The 14,019-nt window shown below is 62.0% G+C and carries 16 protein-coding genes and 1 tRNA gene; 10 read left to right on the forward strand and 7 right to left on the reverse strand.

Features of this window, described 5'->3' with window-relative positions; genetic code table 11:
• Window positions 1-51 precede the first annotated feature (51 nt).
• The 5 genes from C1D09_RS25365 to C1D09_RS25385 are packed head-to-tail and all read right to left on the reverse strand — an operon-like array spanning window position 52 to window position 2,883.
• The gene (locus C1D09_RS25365) at window positions 52-384 is read right to left on the reverse strand and encodes an HNH endonuclease (RefSeq protein WP_143976822.1); all 333 of its coding nucleotides are present in this window, start codon (window positions 382-384) and stop codon (window positions 52-54) included.
• The gene (locus C1D09_RS25370; protein WP_143976823.1) at window positions 381-1,256 is read right to left on the reverse strand and encodes a hypothetical protein; all 876 of its coding nucleotides are present in this window, start codon (window positions 1,254-1,256) and stop codon (window positions 381-383) included. Before C1D09_RS25370 ends, C1D09_RS25365 begins: the two co-directional genes overlap by 4 nt.
• A complete protein-coding gene (locus tag C1D09_RS25375; RefSeq protein WP_143976824.1) occupies window positions 1,253-1,453 on the reverse strand; it encodes a hypothetical protein in 201 nt (66 codons plus the stop codon). The genes C1D09_RS25370 and C1D09_RS25375 overlap by 4 nt, the downstream gene beginning before the upstream one ends.
• Window positions 1,450-2,688, reverse strand: a complete 1,239-nt coding sequence (locus tag C1D09_RS25380; RefSeq protein WP_143976825.1) for an MT-A70 family methyltransferase — start codon at window positions 2,686-2,688, stop codon at window positions 1,450-1,452. Before C1D09_RS25380 ends, C1D09_RS25375 begins: the two co-directional genes overlap by 4 nt.
• A gap of 3 nt (window positions 2,689-2,691) precedes the next feature.
• Complete coding sequence (locus C1D09_RS25385) at window positions 2,692-2,883, reverse strand: helix-turn-helix domain-containing protein (protein WP_143976826.1); 192 nt, start codon at window positions 2,881-2,883, stop codon at window positions 2,692-2,694.
• A 122-nt stretch (window positions 2,884-3,005) separates the two neighbouring features.
• On the opposite strand from C1D09_RS25385, the gene C1D09_RS25390 reads away from it, so the two are divergent.
• From C1D09_RS25390 to rimO, 10 genes are all read left to right on the forward strand, one after another.
• Window positions 3,006-3,614 (forward strand): hypothetical protein, encoded by a 609-nt coding sequence (locus C1D09_RS25390; RefSeq protein ID WP_143976827.1) that lies wholly within the window; start codon window positions 3,006-3,008, stop codon window positions 3,612-3,614.
• Window positions 3,611-4,759 (forward strand): site-specific integrase, encoded by a 1,149-nt coding sequence (locus tag C1D09_RS25395; RefSeq protein ID WP_143976828.1) that lies wholly within the window; start codon window positions 3,611-3,613, stop codon window positions 4,757-4,759. The genes C1D09_RS25390 and C1D09_RS25395 overlap by 4 nt, the downstream gene beginning before the upstream one ends.
• 80 nt (window positions 4,760-4,839) lie before the next feature.
• Window positions 4,840-4,929: transfer RNA gene (locus C1D09_RS25400), tRNA-Ser, on the forward strand.
• A gap of 418 nt (window positions 4,930-5,347) precedes the next feature.
• Window positions 5,348-6,082 (forward strand): acyl esterase, encoded by a 735-nt coding sequence (locus tag C1D09_RS25405; protein ID WP_143976829.1) that lies wholly within the window; start codon window positions 5,348-5,350, stop codon window positions 6,080-6,082.
• A 669-nt stretch (window positions 6,083-6,751) separates the two neighbouring features.
• Entirely contained in the window at window positions 6,752-7,549 is a 798-nt protein-coding gene (locus C1D09_RS25410) for a sterol desaturase family protein (RefSeq protein WP_143976830.1), read from the forward strand.
• A gap of 143 nt (window positions 7,550-7,692) precedes the next feature.
• Window positions 7,693-8,499, forward strand: a complete 807-nt coding sequence (locus tag C1D09_RS25415; protein ID WP_143976831.1) for an alpha/beta fold hydrolase — start codon at window positions 7,693-7,695, stop codon at window positions 8,497-8,499.
• Between the two features lie 67 nt (window positions 8,500-8,566).
• Window positions 8,567-9,265, forward strand: a complete 699-nt coding sequence (locus C1D09_RS25420) for a DUF2161 domain-containing phosphodiesterase (protein WP_143976832.1) — start codon at window positions 8,567-8,569, stop codon at window positions 9,263-9,265.
• Between the two features lie 56 nt (window positions 9,266-9,321).
• On the forward strand, window positions 9,322-9,729 hold the full coding sequence (locus C1D09_RS25425; protein ID WP_167514748.1) for a DUF930 domain-containing protein: 408 nt from the start codon (window positions 9,322-9,324) through the stop codon (window positions 9,727-9,729).
• Between the two features lie 185 nt (window positions 9,730-9,914).
• Window positions 9,915-10,601: a TerC family protein gene (locus tag C1D09_RS25430; protein WP_143976833.1), complete on the forward strand. Its 687-nt coding sequence runs from the start codon at window positions 9,915-9,917 to the stop codon at window positions 10,599-10,601.
• Window positions 10,602-10,766: 165 nt separating this feature from the next.
• Window positions 10,767-12,080 (forward strand): 30S ribosomal protein S12 methylthiotransferase RimO, encoded by a 1,314-nt coding sequence (gene rimO / locus C1D09_RS25435; RefSeq protein ID WP_143976834.1) that lies wholly within the window; start codon window positions 10,767-10,769, stop codon window positions 12,078-12,080.
• A gap of 67 nt (window positions 12,081-12,147) precedes the next feature.
• On the opposite strand, the gene C1D09_RS25440 is transcribed toward rimO, so the two are convergent.
• Window positions 12,148-13,215 carry a BMP family ABC transporter substrate-binding protein gene (locus C1D09_RS25440; RefSeq protein WP_069092151.1) on the reverse strand — a complete coding sequence of 356 codons (1,068 nt, stop codon included), beginning with the start codon at window positions 13,213-13,215 and terminating at the stop codon, window positions 12,148-12,150.
• 51 nt (window positions 13,216-13,266) lie between these two features.
• The coding region (locus C1D09_RS25445) for an ABC transporter permease (protein WP_143976835.1) at window positions 13,267-14,019 on the reverse strand (753 nt) is incomplete at its 5' end.

The raw sequence follows: 14,019 nt of genomic DNA on the forward strand, positions 1-14,019 counted from the left end.
GCGCTAGCCCCCATGCAGCTCCAGAGATTTTGATACCCCCCACCAACCCGGTTACCGATACCGCTCCGCCATCCGCTCGCCTCGAACGCGCAACGTCTTACGGGTGTGACAGGAAGGGCATCGCATCAGCACATTCGCAGGATCGAGCGCGGCACCGCCGTCTTGAAGCTCGACGATGTGGTCGCCGTAGATCATCCCCGGCACGTGCCTGCTGCCATCATGGTCCGGATCCTCACACGATCGACCACGTTCCTTGATGATGGTGGCGAGCAATTTGCGCCAGGGTCCTGATGCATAGAACGGATCAGCTACCTTTTTCGGCGGCTGCACCGAGCGTGTATCCAGGGTCCTGATCGCAGGCTTGAGCAGTGGGATTTTCTTCATGGCTTGACCTCGCTGTCTGACCGCCATTTCGGATGTTTGCGCTCGAAGGGCGACGGTCCTGCCGGCGCCTGCACTGCTGCTCGCGGCTGTGTCGGCTTCGGCCTTTCCGGCAGCGCTATCCACATCCGCTCGCTGAGATACCTGGTGAAGCTGCAGATCAGCTTTCGACCGGCCGATCGATTGGCGCTGACGAACCTGTCGATCTCCCGGACTGCCTCGATGCGGTCGAAGGGCGGCAATGCATTCCAGGCTCTCCTTGCGGCCGTGGGACTATCGGCACCCGGCCAACGCTTCAGTGCGTGATCGAAGTCATCCATGGGCTCTCTCTCAGTTGATGGTTCTTCTGACGAGTCGGGGCGCATGGATGCGCCCCGTGGGGGTGCACCAGTGCGCCCCGTCAAACGTTCATTAGGGGGTGCGTGGGTGCGCCCCGTCGCATAGGTGGCACGGGGCGCATCCATGCGCCCCGTCTCGCCTGTATTATGGGTCGCATTGCTGCGGCGCGTTTCGACCTTGTGGCGCCGCCGGTCATCTGCCTTTTCGAACTCGGTCAGCTTCGGAAAGGTGTCCAATCGAGCGACATTCATTTCGTAGCGCCTGGTCATGCCAGGAGCGCCGCCCTTGTCGTTTCCGACGACGCGAAACCACCAATCGCCGGCGGCTTCTTCTGCCGCTCCTGCCGGCATGAGCGAGCGGAGGATGCGTTTCGCCTGCGATCTGCTCACGCGCATGGCCTCAGCAAGCAGATCCATTGAGGGGTACAGGCTATCGCCGTCGTCGTTGCACCAGTTGGCCATGACAAGCATGCAGGTGAACTTGCTGCCCGCGACTGGCGCGCGCTGGATCACCTTCGTCATGACGTCAATGCTCATGCCCGCGCCGCCTCGCGCAGCACGGCGATGGCCTGCAACGCCGTTAGTCCGAAGCGCGCCCGCAGTGCGGGGATGATTGGATGCTCGCAGGATGACGCGTTGAGCCGATACCACGCCGCTGCCAATTCGATGGCGGCGCTCGACTGGTGGCAGAGGCCGGTCGTTCCTCCGATCGGGAGGTCGTTGTCGTTGCTCATGCCGGCATCGCCTTGCGCTGACGCTTTGGCCTCATCTCGAGTGTCTTGGGCTTCGCTTTCCGGCCGGTCTTTGGCGAGACGGCATTGCCAACCTCGGCTTCAAACCCCCAACTATCCCAGCCCGGCCGCGCCGCGCGGGCGAACAGCTCCAGCTTGGCCAGCCCGGGGAACAGTTTTTCGATCTGCTCCGCGAACCAGTCGGGCTTGGCGGAATGCCGGCCCTTGCGCTCGCGATAAACCGTCTCCGGCTGGCTGCCTTGCAGAGGTGCGGCGATGTCACCGCGGCGACCGATCAGCAGGATCTCGTGCCGGTCCCTGCCCCAATAGCCGGTGCCGGCGACTTCCTTGTCCCACACCCAGTGATGCACATAGGTGAAACCGCAGGCGTCGAGCACGCGCAGGGCGTCGAGCAGCATCGGATTGGTGGCCCAGAGAAAGCACACCGCCGGATGGTCGCCGCCGATCAGCCCCGCCAGCAGCGTGCAGATCTCGTCGGTCGGCATCGTCGGATAGTGGTTTTCGGCGCTCTTCTCGCGTCCGGTCATTTCCGAGCGCACGGCATACTGCCAGCACGGATCGCCGTAATAGACGGGATAGATCAGCGCTTGGCCGGTCGGCGCGGCGTGGCGGCCGCGCTCGGCGATCAAGTCCATGTGTGCCAGGCGCACCGTGTGCGACAGCTTCTGCTTTTCGGCGCGGATGATTTTCGCGCCTTTCATGTACTCGCCGACGTTCGGCTGGTCGGGCACGAAGGCGGTCTTGATCGTTTTGCGCGCCGGTTGCACCACGCCGTCACGGCCCTCGACCTCGTCATGGTGGCTAATTTCGCCACCGTCGACGAGCTGCTTGCGCACACTCTGCACGGTCGAATGATGGACCCCGAGCATCGCGGCGATAGCCCGCGACGAGATCGACGGCGTGTCGCGCAGCTGGTCCGAGATAACGGCCTGTTTCTGCACCGTGGTCAGGTGGCGGCGGGCGAAATTCAGTTCGCGCGAAAGCGTCCGCTTGTCGATCTCCGACAGCCCCTTGCGCACGAAGCGCGGCCAGTCGACCAGGCCGAGGCTCTCGCAGATCTCGACGCGATGATGCCCGTCTATGATCTCGCCTGCCTCGTCATACTCAACTGGCACCAGAACGCCATGCGCGATGATCGAGCGCTCGAGAGCAGCAAATTCTTCGGCCGAAAGGCGCGGTAGCAGCTGGTACTTGTGCTGATCACAGGTCGGCGACATTTGTCAGGCCGCCTTAGTCGGATCGAGCATCCGCTCCAAAGCGGCCCTAGGCACAAGGAGACGCTTGCCAATCTTAATGGCCGGGATCTGCCCATGACGGACACCCTCATAGGCCGCGTTCCTGCCAATTCCGAGAGCCTTCGCAGCCTCCTCGACTGTAACCGTGCGGCGCATTTCGTTCGTGTCGTTTGTCATCTTCAACTCCTGCCTTGATAGGTTTTGTACCTGTGAAAAACCTATTGGTGTTCGGGCTGATTGACAAGACCGTTTTTCACCGGTTAAAAACTACCAGTGGATATAGAAAGGGATTGCAGGGCATGACGACCAAGAAATTCGGCGGACGACCGAAGCGCGAACCGGAGCCAGGTGAGCGAGTCCATCTTGGTTTTCGCGTGACCCCCGACATGAAGGCCAGGGTTGAGTCTGCAGCTTCCGACAGTGGTCGATCAATAAGTCAGGAGGCAGAATATCGGCTCGAGAGATCATTCGAGCGCGCGGATCTCTTGGCGGACGTTTTGTCGACGACATTTGGCCCCGAGCTCGGCGGTGTTCTCATGATGATCGGCAGCGCGATGCGCGACGTCGGCGGCCAGGCCGGTTTTGCTGGCACCTTCACATTGGAAGGCGCTCAGCAGTGGTTCGATAACCCCTATGCGTTTGACCAGGCGGTCGCCGCTGCGAATAGAATTTTCGAAGCGTTGCGGCCCGAGGGAGAGCCCAAGGCTCCGGAGCATTTTGAAGCTTTGACCGAAATAAACCCGGCGCTAGCCGGTATCGCCGAACACTTCGGTGCAGGCTTTGCGAACGCGGTGATCGAGGCAGTCGTAGGCGAAGGCCGAACGGCACGCTTGCAGAAGGATGGCGCGACAATCGCTGGAATGCTTGGCCCGATAGCCGAGCGGCTCCGCAAGGGAAAGAGACAATGAAAGGCCACATCACCGAGCGCAGCCCTGGCAAATGGGCGATTGTCTTGGACCTCCATACCGAAACCGGCAAACGCCGGCGTAAGTGGCACAGTTTCAGCGGCACCAAGCGCCAGGCACAGGAAGAGTGCGCCAGGCTGGTTACGGAAATCAAACACGGCATCTATCTGGAACCCGACAAGACCACCCTCGCCGACTACCTCGATCGCTGGCTGAAGCACGAAAAGTCGAGCGTCTCTCCCAAGACGCTGGAGCGCTATACCGAGCTTGCCATGAAGAATATCGTCCCGCTGATCGGCCAAACCACGATATCGAAGTTGAAGACTGAGAAGATCGACGCCGCATGGACCAAGGCGCTCGAATCGGGGCGCCGCGACGGCAAGGGCGGGCTGTCGCCGCGCACCGTCCATCATATGCGGCGCGTGCTGATCAAGGCGCTCAACCAGGCTGTGACGTGGGAGATGCTGGCCAAGAACCCGGCGACCGCGTCGAAGCCGCCGAAGGTTGAGCGCAAGGCGATGACCGCCTACGAGGCCGGCACCACCGGCGAGCTGCTCGAGGCGCTTCGCCCGACGCGGATGTTCGTCCCGGTCATGCTTGCCGTCATGTGTGGCCTTCGCCGCGGCGAGATCGTTGCGCTGCGTTGGAAGAATGTCGATCTTGCCAACAAGCGCCTGGCGATCGTCGAGACGGCCGAGCAGATCAAGGGCGCCGTGCGCTACAAGGAGACGAAGTCCGGCCATGCGCGCGTCGTTGATATCTCGTCGACCGTGATCGAAGAGCTGAAGCGACATCGCGTCCGCCAGGCCGAGGAAAACCTGCGGCTTGGCGTCAGGCTCGATGACGAGGCTTTCGTTGTTGCCCAGGCCGACGCCAGCCCGCTGCAGCCGCGTTCCCTGACGCATGAATGGGTGCGCGTGCTCGGCAATACGACGCTGAAGCGGATCCGGTTCCACGATCTGCGTCACTCCCACGCGACACAGATGCTCGCCGCCGGCATCCATCCGAAGATCGCGCAGGAGCGGCTAGGCCACTCCACGATCGCCATCACGCTCGACCTCTATTCGCATGTCATGCCTGGAATGCAGGCCGACGCAGCGGAACAGGTTGACGAAGCGATCCGGCGGGCTGTAAAGCCGAAGGCCTAGAGGCGTTCGGTAGCAAAATGGTAGCAGCGGCTTGAAAATGGTCGCTGAAAACACCAGAAAACCTAACGAATTCAAGCCTTGGAGGGATGGCCGAGCGGTTTAAGGCACCGGTCTTGAAAACCGGCGTGGGCGCAAGTTCACCGTGGGTTCGAATCCCACTCCCTCCGCCAAAATTTCTGGTCGCATTGAAAAGTCACCGTTTTTTGACTTTTCCTTACTCGGTTCCAGCGACTGGAGATCGCAAACGTCACCGTCGAGGTCGTTGAGGTTGTCGCTCGGGGCGGTCGTGCTAGCTACCGGTCTTCCACCGCCTCGAGGCCGCGCGGCAATGCACGGGCCGGGACGGGTGGCATCGTTGGGAACGGCTGAAGGTGCTATCAGGCGAAGTTGCACCCGCGAGTTAGCTATTCAGCCCCAGGGGTACCCGCTAGGCTTCCGACAGAGCGAAGGATTCCAGAGGTAGGTGGTTTCTGATGGACCGCGAGTTTTACGTCGACGGCAACTGGGTCTATTCGAAGGATGGAAAGCCCTCGCACTATTTCGGCGGAATGGAAATCGGGAAACTTGCCGTCGTGGAGGCGGCGGGGCATGGCGAAAACGATAGACGTTCGACTTAGCAATATATCCCTGGGAGCGGAGGGCAAAGCTTACACCATCGGCACGCTGTCCCGCTACCCCGAGCAGTACGAGGCAATGGTTGAGACTTTCGTCGCCAACGGCTTCGGCGTGGACGACTGCGAGTTCCTGGTCGTTGACAACCGGCGCGACGATCAATGGGATGCCTTCCACGGGCTGAACGAAGTCCTCAACCAGGCACAAGGGCGATACGTCATCCTCTGCCATGAGGATATCCGCCTCATGCAGGATGGCCGGGCCGAGCTCGACGCCCGACTGGCCGAACTGACAGCGCTGGACCCGAAATGGGCGCTGGCCGGCAACGCAGGCGGGACCGATGCGGGCACTCTCGCGATCCGGATCACCGATCCGAACACCGGCGACACGGCGATGGGAGGGCCGTTCCCGGTTCGGGGCATGTCTTTGGATGAGAACTTCATCGTGGTGCGCAAAGGTCCGCGGATCGGCTTTTCCAGCGACCTCGAAGGCTTTCACCTCTACGGCGCGGATCTCTGCCTGAACGCTGAAATCATGGGCCATTCGGCCTACGTCATCGACTTTCACCTGCAACACCTGAGCGGCGGAAACGCCGATGCGACCTTCTGGGCCGCAGCCAACGCCTTCACCGACAAGTGGCGTCGCGCCTTCCGAAGGCGAACGATGCGCACCACCGTCGCTATCCTGCCGATGGAGGGGGCGCCGGACTAATGGCGCGCAGGAAGCTTTGTTCGGCCGCGCAATCGGCGTGGTGTCGGGTGTGTAGAGCAGCCCGACTGCTTTGCTTGCCGCACTTGGCGCATCGAAGCTTCGGGATCGGGACATCCGCCATTGCCGGAGCATCCGGGCCAAGCCTGGCTTTCAGGGTTTCGAGGTCGATTGCCTGGTTGCGGAAGCACAGGCTGGCATGGCAGTGCTCCGGCCCGGAAGTCGGTTGAATCGGGTCGCCGCTGGGATCGCTTCACCCGGAACGTTGGAAAACTCGTTGCGTAATGGAAAGGCCACCCTCCTACCGCGACCCAGCCCCAAACCAGCGGATGAATTCGGCATCCTTGCCGGCAATTTCCTTGACCGACTTCAACAGCGCCTCATGGGTGCGCTGGAGCGCCCGGTGGCCGAAATGGAAAACCCCACCGGCAGGGAACCGGAGGGGTCCTGGGAGGACGCACGGCACGCGCTGCGTTCGTCGACCGCACCTTCTCCACATATAGCCCGGTTGCGACACTGATGTGACACTCTGCCCCGTGGTTTAATCCCATGCTTGGCCATGCCTATGGCTCGCCCACCGGCATCAAGCCTTTGGAAAGGAGAAATGTGGTTCTGTCCGGAAGCCGGGGCGCGAACAGGTGTTGGCCAAGGGCTGGCATTAGAGGCGGGCGAATGGACATATTTGGCATCAAGGGGCTGTTGATCTGCGCGCTGATCTTCATTCCGTTCGAACATCTGTTCCACGAACGGCCCCAGAAGGTGCTGCGCAAGGGCCTGGGTGTCGATCTGATCTATGTGCTGTTCAATAGCCTCATCGTGAAACTGGTCATCGTTCTGATCGCGGCCAACACACTCGAAGCCGCCGCGATGCTCGTTCCGCAATCAATCACGCAGGCCGTCGGCGGCCAGCCGATCTGGCTGCAGGTTCCCGAAATCATCGTTATCACCGACATCGGCGTCTACTGGGCACACCGGGCTTTCCACTCGATCCCGGCGCTTTGGAAATTCCATGCCGTGCACCACGGCATTGAGGAACTGGACTGGCTCGGCGCTTTTCACTCCCACCCGGTCGACGCCATCCTCACAAAGGCATTGTCGCTGACGCCGATCTTTTTCCTGGGCTTCTCCGAAGCCTCGATCGCCGTCTTTTCAGTCATCTACTTCTGGCACACGCTGCTCGTTCATTCGAACGTGCGGATCCCGTTCGGTCCCTTGAAGTGGCTGATCGCCAGCCCGCAGTTCCATCGCTGGCATCATGCCAACCAGCGCGAGGCCTATGACAAGAACTTCGCCGGGCAATTGCCCGTCCTCGACATGGTGTTCGGCACATACAATGCCACCGGCGACAAGGTGCCGGAAAAATACGGCGTCGATGATCCGATCCCCTCCAGCTATTTCGGGCAGGTGAGCTATCCCCTTCTGAAGGGCGAGAAGCGATCGAACCGTCCAGTGCCGAGCACAGAAGCCTGACGGCCGACACCGACACGAAGGTTTTTCGCCGCTCGAAACCGGCGGTGTCGCCAGATGGCAGCAGACGTCGCGTCGCGGCTTGGCTTTGGCGGATACCGGCAATAATCGTGGGTGCTGCGCGTTCGCCTCGAGGCATTCCCGGCATGGACCATCACGACGACGATCTCAGGAAATTCGAAACGCATGGCGCGACGCCCCTGCCGGCCGCAAGGGACGAAGGTCGGGTGGCACATGACGGCGCAGAAATCTGGTACGCCACGTTTGGCGCCGGCCTTCCCGTGATCCTGCTGCATGGCGGCCTCGGTCACAGCGGCAATTGGGGATTTCAGGTCCCCGCGCTGGTCAAGGCCGGCTATCAGGTCGTGTTGATCGACAGTCGTGGCCACGGGCGCAGCAGCCGCGACGAGCGGCCGTACAAATATGAACTGATGGCTTCCGATGTCCTGGCCGTGATGGACAGGCTGCGCTTGAAAAAGGCGGCTATGGTGGGTTGGAGCGATGGCGCCTGCGTTGCCCTGATCCTTGGAATGAAAGCCGCCGACCGCGTCGCCGGCGTGTTCTTCTTCGGCTGCAACATGGATCCGAGCGGCACCAGGGAATTCGAGCCCAGTCCGGTCATCGATCGCTGTTTCAGCCGGCATGCAAGGGATTATGCCGAATTGTCGGCGACGCCGGACCAATTCGACGCCTTCGTCAAGGCCGTCGGCCTGATGATGAAGACCGAACCCAATTATACCGCCGCCGACATGGCGCGGACGCGCGTGCCCGTGGCGATCGTCCAAAGCGAGCATGACGAGTTCATCAGACGCGAGCACGCGAACTATCTGGCCCGCAGCATCCCGGCATCGGAATTGATCATCCTGCCCGACGTCAGCCATTTCGCGCCGCTGCAACGGCCCGCGCGGTTCAACGGCGTGCTGCTGGCCCTCCTAGAACGAATGCATTCCTGAGAGCCAGGTGCGCATCGCGCGCCGATGCCGGAAGGCTTTTTTCGTCGAATCGGCTAAGCCTTGCGGCATGAACGAGACCTCACTCTATGCGCCGGTGAAGCGGTTCCTAGAAAGCCTCGACTTCGTCGTGAAGGGCGAAATCGGCGGCTGCGACATCGTCGCGCTGCGCGATGGCGAGCCGCCTATCGTCGTCATCTGCGAGTTGAAGCTGCAGTTCAATCTCGAACTCGTGCTGCAAGGCGTCGACCGGGCCACCGCTTGCGACGAAGTCTGGCTGGCGGCGCGCATGTCGGCGCGCGGCAAGGGACGTGAAAGCGACGCCCGGTTCCGCAATCTCTGCCGCCGGCTTGGCTTTGGTGTGCTTGGCGTGACAGCCACCGACAAGGTCGAGGTGCTTGTCAGCCCCGCCGCGCCGGAGCCGCGCAGGAATGCACGGCGGCGCTCACGCCTTGTCGACGAGCACCAGCGCCGCCGCGGCGATCCTGTCGCCGGTGGAGGATCGCGCAATCCGATCATGACCGCCTACCGCCAGAGTGCCCTCACCTGTGCGGCCGCGATGGCGGACGGACCCAAACGACCACGCGATCTGAAGGCCTTGACGCCGATCGCGCCGAAAATCCTGCGGCACAATGTCTATGGCTGGTTCGCGCGCGTCGACCGCGGCCTCTACGATCTCACCGATGCCGGCCGCGCCTCGCTGATCCGTTGGCCGCAGACCCCGCACGATGATGTCCGACACGAGATTTTGATTGCGTCGACCGCCTGAATGCGGCGGCTTGCCGGGTATGGCGCGCCCCTCTTGGTTGATTTTTCAGACAAGATATGGTGCTAGTCCCGCCCATGAAGACACTCTGCATGATGGCCACTGCGTCCCTGACGCTGACTTTCCCGGCCAGCGCGATGGACAATGCTTTGCGTGCCGGGCTGATGAAACTTGACCCGCAAACACGCCTCGAACAGCGGTGCGATGCCGAAGTCCTGGACCGGATCACCCACGATGACCGCAAGTTCAAGGCCGACCGGGTCGTCGCCTACGCCTTTGCGACGCCCGAGATGGGCACCGATGCGATCAGGAGTCCGGGTGCGGCGTTCCGCAGCAAGGGACAGTGGTACCGGTTGAAATTCAAATGCCAGACCGGGCCGGACCATATGGAAGTCCTGCAGCTGCGCTACCGGATCGGCGACGAGATTCCGGAAGCCGACTGGGCGAAGTACAATCTCTACGATTAGTTTTTCGTGCGCTTGCGTAGCTTCGGCTCACATGCGGGCAGCCGCTAGGAATCCCCTGTAATACCCCTTGGCACGAAAGTGGTTTTCGAGTGTTGTCTGTCGCGACGTCTTGACGCCAGCGGACCATGCCTTTAGGCCCGTCTGGACAATCGACAACGAACACTCGGCGAAGGGCTTCCCGGTCGATGGAAATATTTACCGCCGCGGGCGTATCGGCTCTTCTTCAGGTCATCGCAATCGACCTTGCGCTTGCGGGCGACAATGCCATCGTCATCGGCCTCGCTGCGGCCGGCCTGCCAGCCGCCCAGCGCAAGCGCGCCATTTTGGTCGGCATCGCGGCGGCCACCGTGCTTCGCATTTTCTTTGCCCTGATCACGCAATGGCTGCTGACCATCGGCCCGATGCTGCTAATCGCCGGCGGCCTGCTGTTGCTGTGGGTCTGCTGGAAGATGTGGCGCGAATTGCGCGTCAGCGCAGATGACGAGCGCGACGCGACCGAAGCGCTGTCGAATGGCGATTTCGACAAGGACGGCGTCGTCGGCGGCAAGGGATCCGGCAAGACCTTCTCGCAGGCCGCCTGGCAGATCGTCATCGCCGACGTTTCGATGTCGCTCGACAATGTCCTGGCCGTGGCCGGCGCGGCCATGAACCATCCGACGGTGCTGATCATCGGACTCGCCCTGTCGATCGCCTTGATGGGCTTTGCCGCATCGTTCGTTGCGCGCCTGCTGCACAAATACCGCTGGATTGCCTATATCGGCCTGGCAATCATCCTCTATGTCGCGGTCAAGATGCTGCTCGACGGGGCCGTGCAACAATTCCCCGAGCACTTCGCTTTCCTGGCGCCTTGGTTCGGGTCCGGAGGCCACTGAGCCATCCGAAGGCGCGAACCAGCCCGTCGGCCGGTTTGCTTGATTGCGCAACCCATGCTATTGCGCCGCGCGTATTGGCTCCTGCCATGCGCCGCAGACCGACATTTAACAGCGATTTGAGGCTGGACCAGCAGTTCGGCCCGTGCCCCCATTGGAAACTTGCCTATGTCCGCCCCTCGCGTCAGTTTCGTCAGTCTCGGATGCCCAAAGGCGCTCGTGGATTCCGAGCGCATCATCACGCGCCTGCGCGCCGAAGGCTATGAGATCGCCCGCAAGCATGATGGCGCCGATCTCGTCGTGGTCAACACTTGTGGTTTCCTCGATTCCGCCCGCGACGAGTCGCTCAACGCCATCGGTTCGGCGCTTTCGGAAAACGGCAGGGTCATCGTCACCGGCTGCCTCGGCGCCGAGCCGGACGTAATCCGCGAAAAGCATCCCAATGTGCTGGCGATCACCGGGCCGCAGGCCTACGAGAGCGTCATGGCAGCCGTGCATCAGGCAGCTCCGCCCTCGCATGATCCCTATATCGATCTGCTGCCGCCGCAGGGCGTCAAGCTGACGCCACGCCACTATGCCTACCTGAAGATCTCGGAAGGCTGCAACAACCGCTGCACCTTCTGCATCATTCCCGCGCTGCGTGGCGATCTCGTTTCGCGCCCGGCCGCCGATGTGCTGCGCGAAGCCGAAAAACTGGCCAAGGCAGGCGTCAAGGAACTCCTCGTCATCTCACAGGACACCAGCGCCTACGGCATCGACATCAAGTACCAGACGTCGATGTTCGGCGATCGAGAAGTGCGCGCGAAATTCCTCGATCTCTCGGAGGAATTGGGCAAGCTCGGCATCTGGGTGCGCATGCACTATGTCTACCCCTACCCCCATGTCGCCGACGTCATCCCGCTGATGGCCGAAGGAAAAATCCTTCCCTATCTGGATATCCCGTTCCAGCATGCCTCGCCGCAAGTGCTGAAAAACATGCGCCGGCCGGCACATGGCGAAAAGACGCTGGAGCGCATCCGCGGATGGCGTGACGTGTGCCCGGATCTCGCTATCCGCTCGACCTTCATCGTCGGCTTCCCCGGCGAGACGGATGAGGATTTCGAGATGCTGCTCGACTGGCTGGACGAGGCCAAGATCGACCGTGCCGGTTGCTTCAAGTACGAACCCGTCAAGGGCGCCCGCTCCAACGACCTCGGCCTCGAGCAGGTTCCGCAGGACGTGAAGGAAGCACGCTGGCACCGCTTCATGCAGCGCCAGCAGAAGATTTCGGCGACGCAGCTGGCCAGGAAGGTCGGCAAGCGCTTGCCGGTGCTGATCGACGAAGCGCATGGCACATCGGCGAAGGGCCGCACCAAATACGACGCGCCCGAGATCGATGGCTCGGTCCACATCCAGTCGCGCCGCCCGATGCGTGCCGGTGACATCGTCACCGTCAAGATCGAGCGCGCCGACGCCTACGACCTCTACGGTTCGGCCGTCTGAGCGTTCCGTCACGGCGAATGAAAAGGGCGCCTCGCGGCGCCCTTTCCTGTTCCAGATGTGATGCCGCTTACTGCGGCAGCTTGTCATCCACGCCTTTCACGTAAAAATTCATGCCGAGCAGCGTGCCGTCATCGGCGACTTCACCGTCCTTTAGCCACGCCGAGCCGTCCTGCTTGGCGATCGGTCCGGTGAAGGGGTTCCAGCCGCCGGCGATCTTCTTCTCGGTCGCTTCGGCCATTGCCTTCACGTCGTCGGGCATGTTGGTGTAAGGCGCAAGCTTGACCGCGCCGTCCTTGATGCCGAGCCACACATTGTCCGGCTTCCAGGTGCCGTCGATGGCTGCCTGCACGCGGCTGATGTAGTACGGACCCCATTCGTCGGTCAGCGAGGTCAGCTGCGCGTTCGGCGCGAACTTGATCATGTCGGACGACTGGCCGAAGCCGTGCAGCTTGCGTTCCTCGGCGACCTGTAGGGCGGCGGTCGAATCGGTGTGCTGGACGATGATGTCGGCACCCTGGTCGAACAGCGCCTTGGCGGCGTCGGCTTCCTTGCCCGGATCGAACCACGAATTGACCCAGACGATCTTGGCCTTGAAGTTCGGATTGATCGACTGCGCGCCGAGCATGAAGGAGTTGATGCCCATCACCACTTCGGGAATCGGGAAGGAGACGATGTAGCCGGCAACGCCGGACTTCGATTCCTTGGCCGCGATCTGGCCGAGCACGTAGCGGCCTTCGTAGAAGCGTGCGTTGTAGATGCCGAGATTGTCGCCGGTCTTGTAGCCGGTGGCGTGCTCGAACATCACCTTCGGAAATTTCTTGGCGACCTTTACCTCGGCATCCATGAAGCCGAACGATGTGCCGAAGATCAGCTTGCAGCCTTCGCGCGCCAGGCGTTCGAAAGCACGGTCGGCATCGGGACCTTCGGAGACGTTCTCCAGATAGGCGGTCTCGACCTTGTCGCCGAGCGCTTTCTCGACTTCGAGCCGGCCCTGGTCGTGCTGGTAGGAGTAGCCGAAATCGCCGATCGGGCCGGTATAGACCCAGCAGGCCTTCAACTTGTCGGCAGCCTCTGCGGACGCGGCCAGCGACAGTGCCGCTGTCGTCGTCATCAGGGCAATAAGCAGTTTTTTCATCGTGTTACCTCTCTGTGTTAAGCCTTGGAGCTTCCCGTCTTCTTGTTTTTGTCAACGATCCGGAACGAATGGCTGCCCCAGGGATGCCGGCGTGTTCATCATCGTCAGACGCTTGTTGCGCGAGATTAGAACGAGAACCACGACGGTTGCCAGATAGGGCAGAGAAGAAAGCATCTGCGAGGGCACTGGAATGCCAAAAGCCTGTGCATGAAGCTGGCCGATCCACACCGCGCCGAAGATGTAGGCGCCGGCCAGCACCCGCCACGGCCGCCACGAAGCGAACACCACGAGCGCCAGTGCGATCCAGCCCCGGCCCGCGGTCATGTTCTCGACCCATTGCGGCGTGTAGACAAGCGACAGATGGCCTCCGGCGAGCCCGGCGCAGGCGCCGCCGAAAATCACCGCCAAATAGCGGTAGCGGATGACCTTGATGCCGAGCGCGTGCGCCGAGGTGTGGCTGTCGCCGATCGAGCGCAGCGTCAGTCCGGTTCGTGTCCTGAACAGGAACCACATGACGGCGGCGGTCAGCGCGATCGAGATGTAGAACACCGGATCTTGGCCGAACAGCAGCTTGCCCACGACCGGGATGGAGCTTAGGCCTGGAATGTCGAGATTGGGCAGCCTGACACCGGGCTGGCCGACGAAGCTCGTGCCGATCATGCCGGAGAGGCCGAGGCCGAGCAGCGTCAGCGACAGGCCGGTCGCCACCTGGTTGGTGGCCAGCGACAGCGTCATGACGGCGAACAGCAGCGAGAACAGCGCCCCCATGGCGATCGCCGCCAAAAGGCCGATCCAGGGCGAGCC

It is taken from the genome of Mesorhizobium intechi, assembly GCF_002879535.1.
Classification (GTDB): Bacteria; Pseudomonadota; Alphaproteobacteria; order Rhizobiales; family Rhizobiaceae; genus Mesorhizobium; species Mesorhizobium intechi.

Bases quoted from the DNA above. Each gene is read 5' to 3' on its own strand.
- C1D09_RS25365 (WP_143976822.1), bottom strand. From the start codon at position 384: ATGAAGAAAATCCCACTGCTCAAGCCTGCGATCAGGACCCTGGATACA.
- C1D09_RS25370 (WP_143976823.1), bottom strand. From the start codon at position 1,256: ATGAGCATTGACGTCATGACGAAGGTGATCCAGCGCGCGCCAGTCGCG.
- C1D09_RS25375 (WP_143976824.1), bottom strand. From the start codon at position 1,453: ATGAGCAACGACAACGACCTCCCGATCGGAGGAACGACCGGCCTCTGC.
- C1D09_RS25380 (WP_143976825.1), bottom strand. From the start codon at position 2,688: ATGTCGCCGACCTGTGATCAGCACAAGTACCAGCTGCTACCGCGCCTT.
- C1D09_RS25385 (WP_143976826.1), bottom strand. From the start codon at position 2,883: ATGACAAACGACACGAACGAAATGCGCCGCACGGTTACAGTCGAGGAG.
- C1D09_RS25390 (WP_143976827.1), top strand. From the start codon at position 3,006: ATGACGACCAAGAAATTCGGCGGACGACCGAAGCGCGAACCGGAGCCA.
- C1D09_RS25395 (WP_143976828.1), top strand. From the start codon at position 3,611: ATGAAAGGCCACATCACCGAGCGCAGCCCTGGCAAATGGGCGATTGTC.
- C1D09_RS25405 (WP_143976829.1), top strand. From the start codon at position 5,348: ATGGCGAAAACGATAGACGTTCGACTTAGCAATATATCCCTGGGAGCG.
- C1D09_RS25410 (WP_143976830.1), top strand. From the start codon at position 6,752: ATGGACATATTTGGCATCAAGGGGCTGTTGATCTGCGCGCTGATCTTC.
- C1D09_RS25415 (WP_143976831.1), top strand. From the start codon at position 7,693: ATGGACCATCACGACGACGATCTCAGGAAATTCGAAACGCATGGCGCG.
- C1D09_RS25420 (WP_143976832.1), top strand. From the start codon at position 8,567: ATGAACGAGACCTCACTCTATGCGCCGGTGAAGCGGTTCCTAGAAAGC.
- C1D09_RS25425 (WP_167514748.1), top strand. From the start codon at position 9,322: ATGGTGCTAGTCCCGCCCATGAAGACACTCTGCATGATGGCCACTGCG.
- C1D09_RS25430 (WP_143976833.1), top strand. From the start codon at position 9,915: ATGGAAATATTTACCGCCGCGGGCGTATCGGCTCTTCTTCAGGTCATC.
- rimO (WP_143976834.1), top strand. From the start codon at position 10,767: ATGTCCGCCCCTCGCGTCAGTTTCGTCAGTCTCGGATGCCCAAAGGCG.
- C1D09_RS25440 (WP_069092151.1), bottom strand. From the start codon at position 13,215: ATGAAAAAACTGCTTATTGCCCTGATGACGACGACAGCGGCACTGTCG.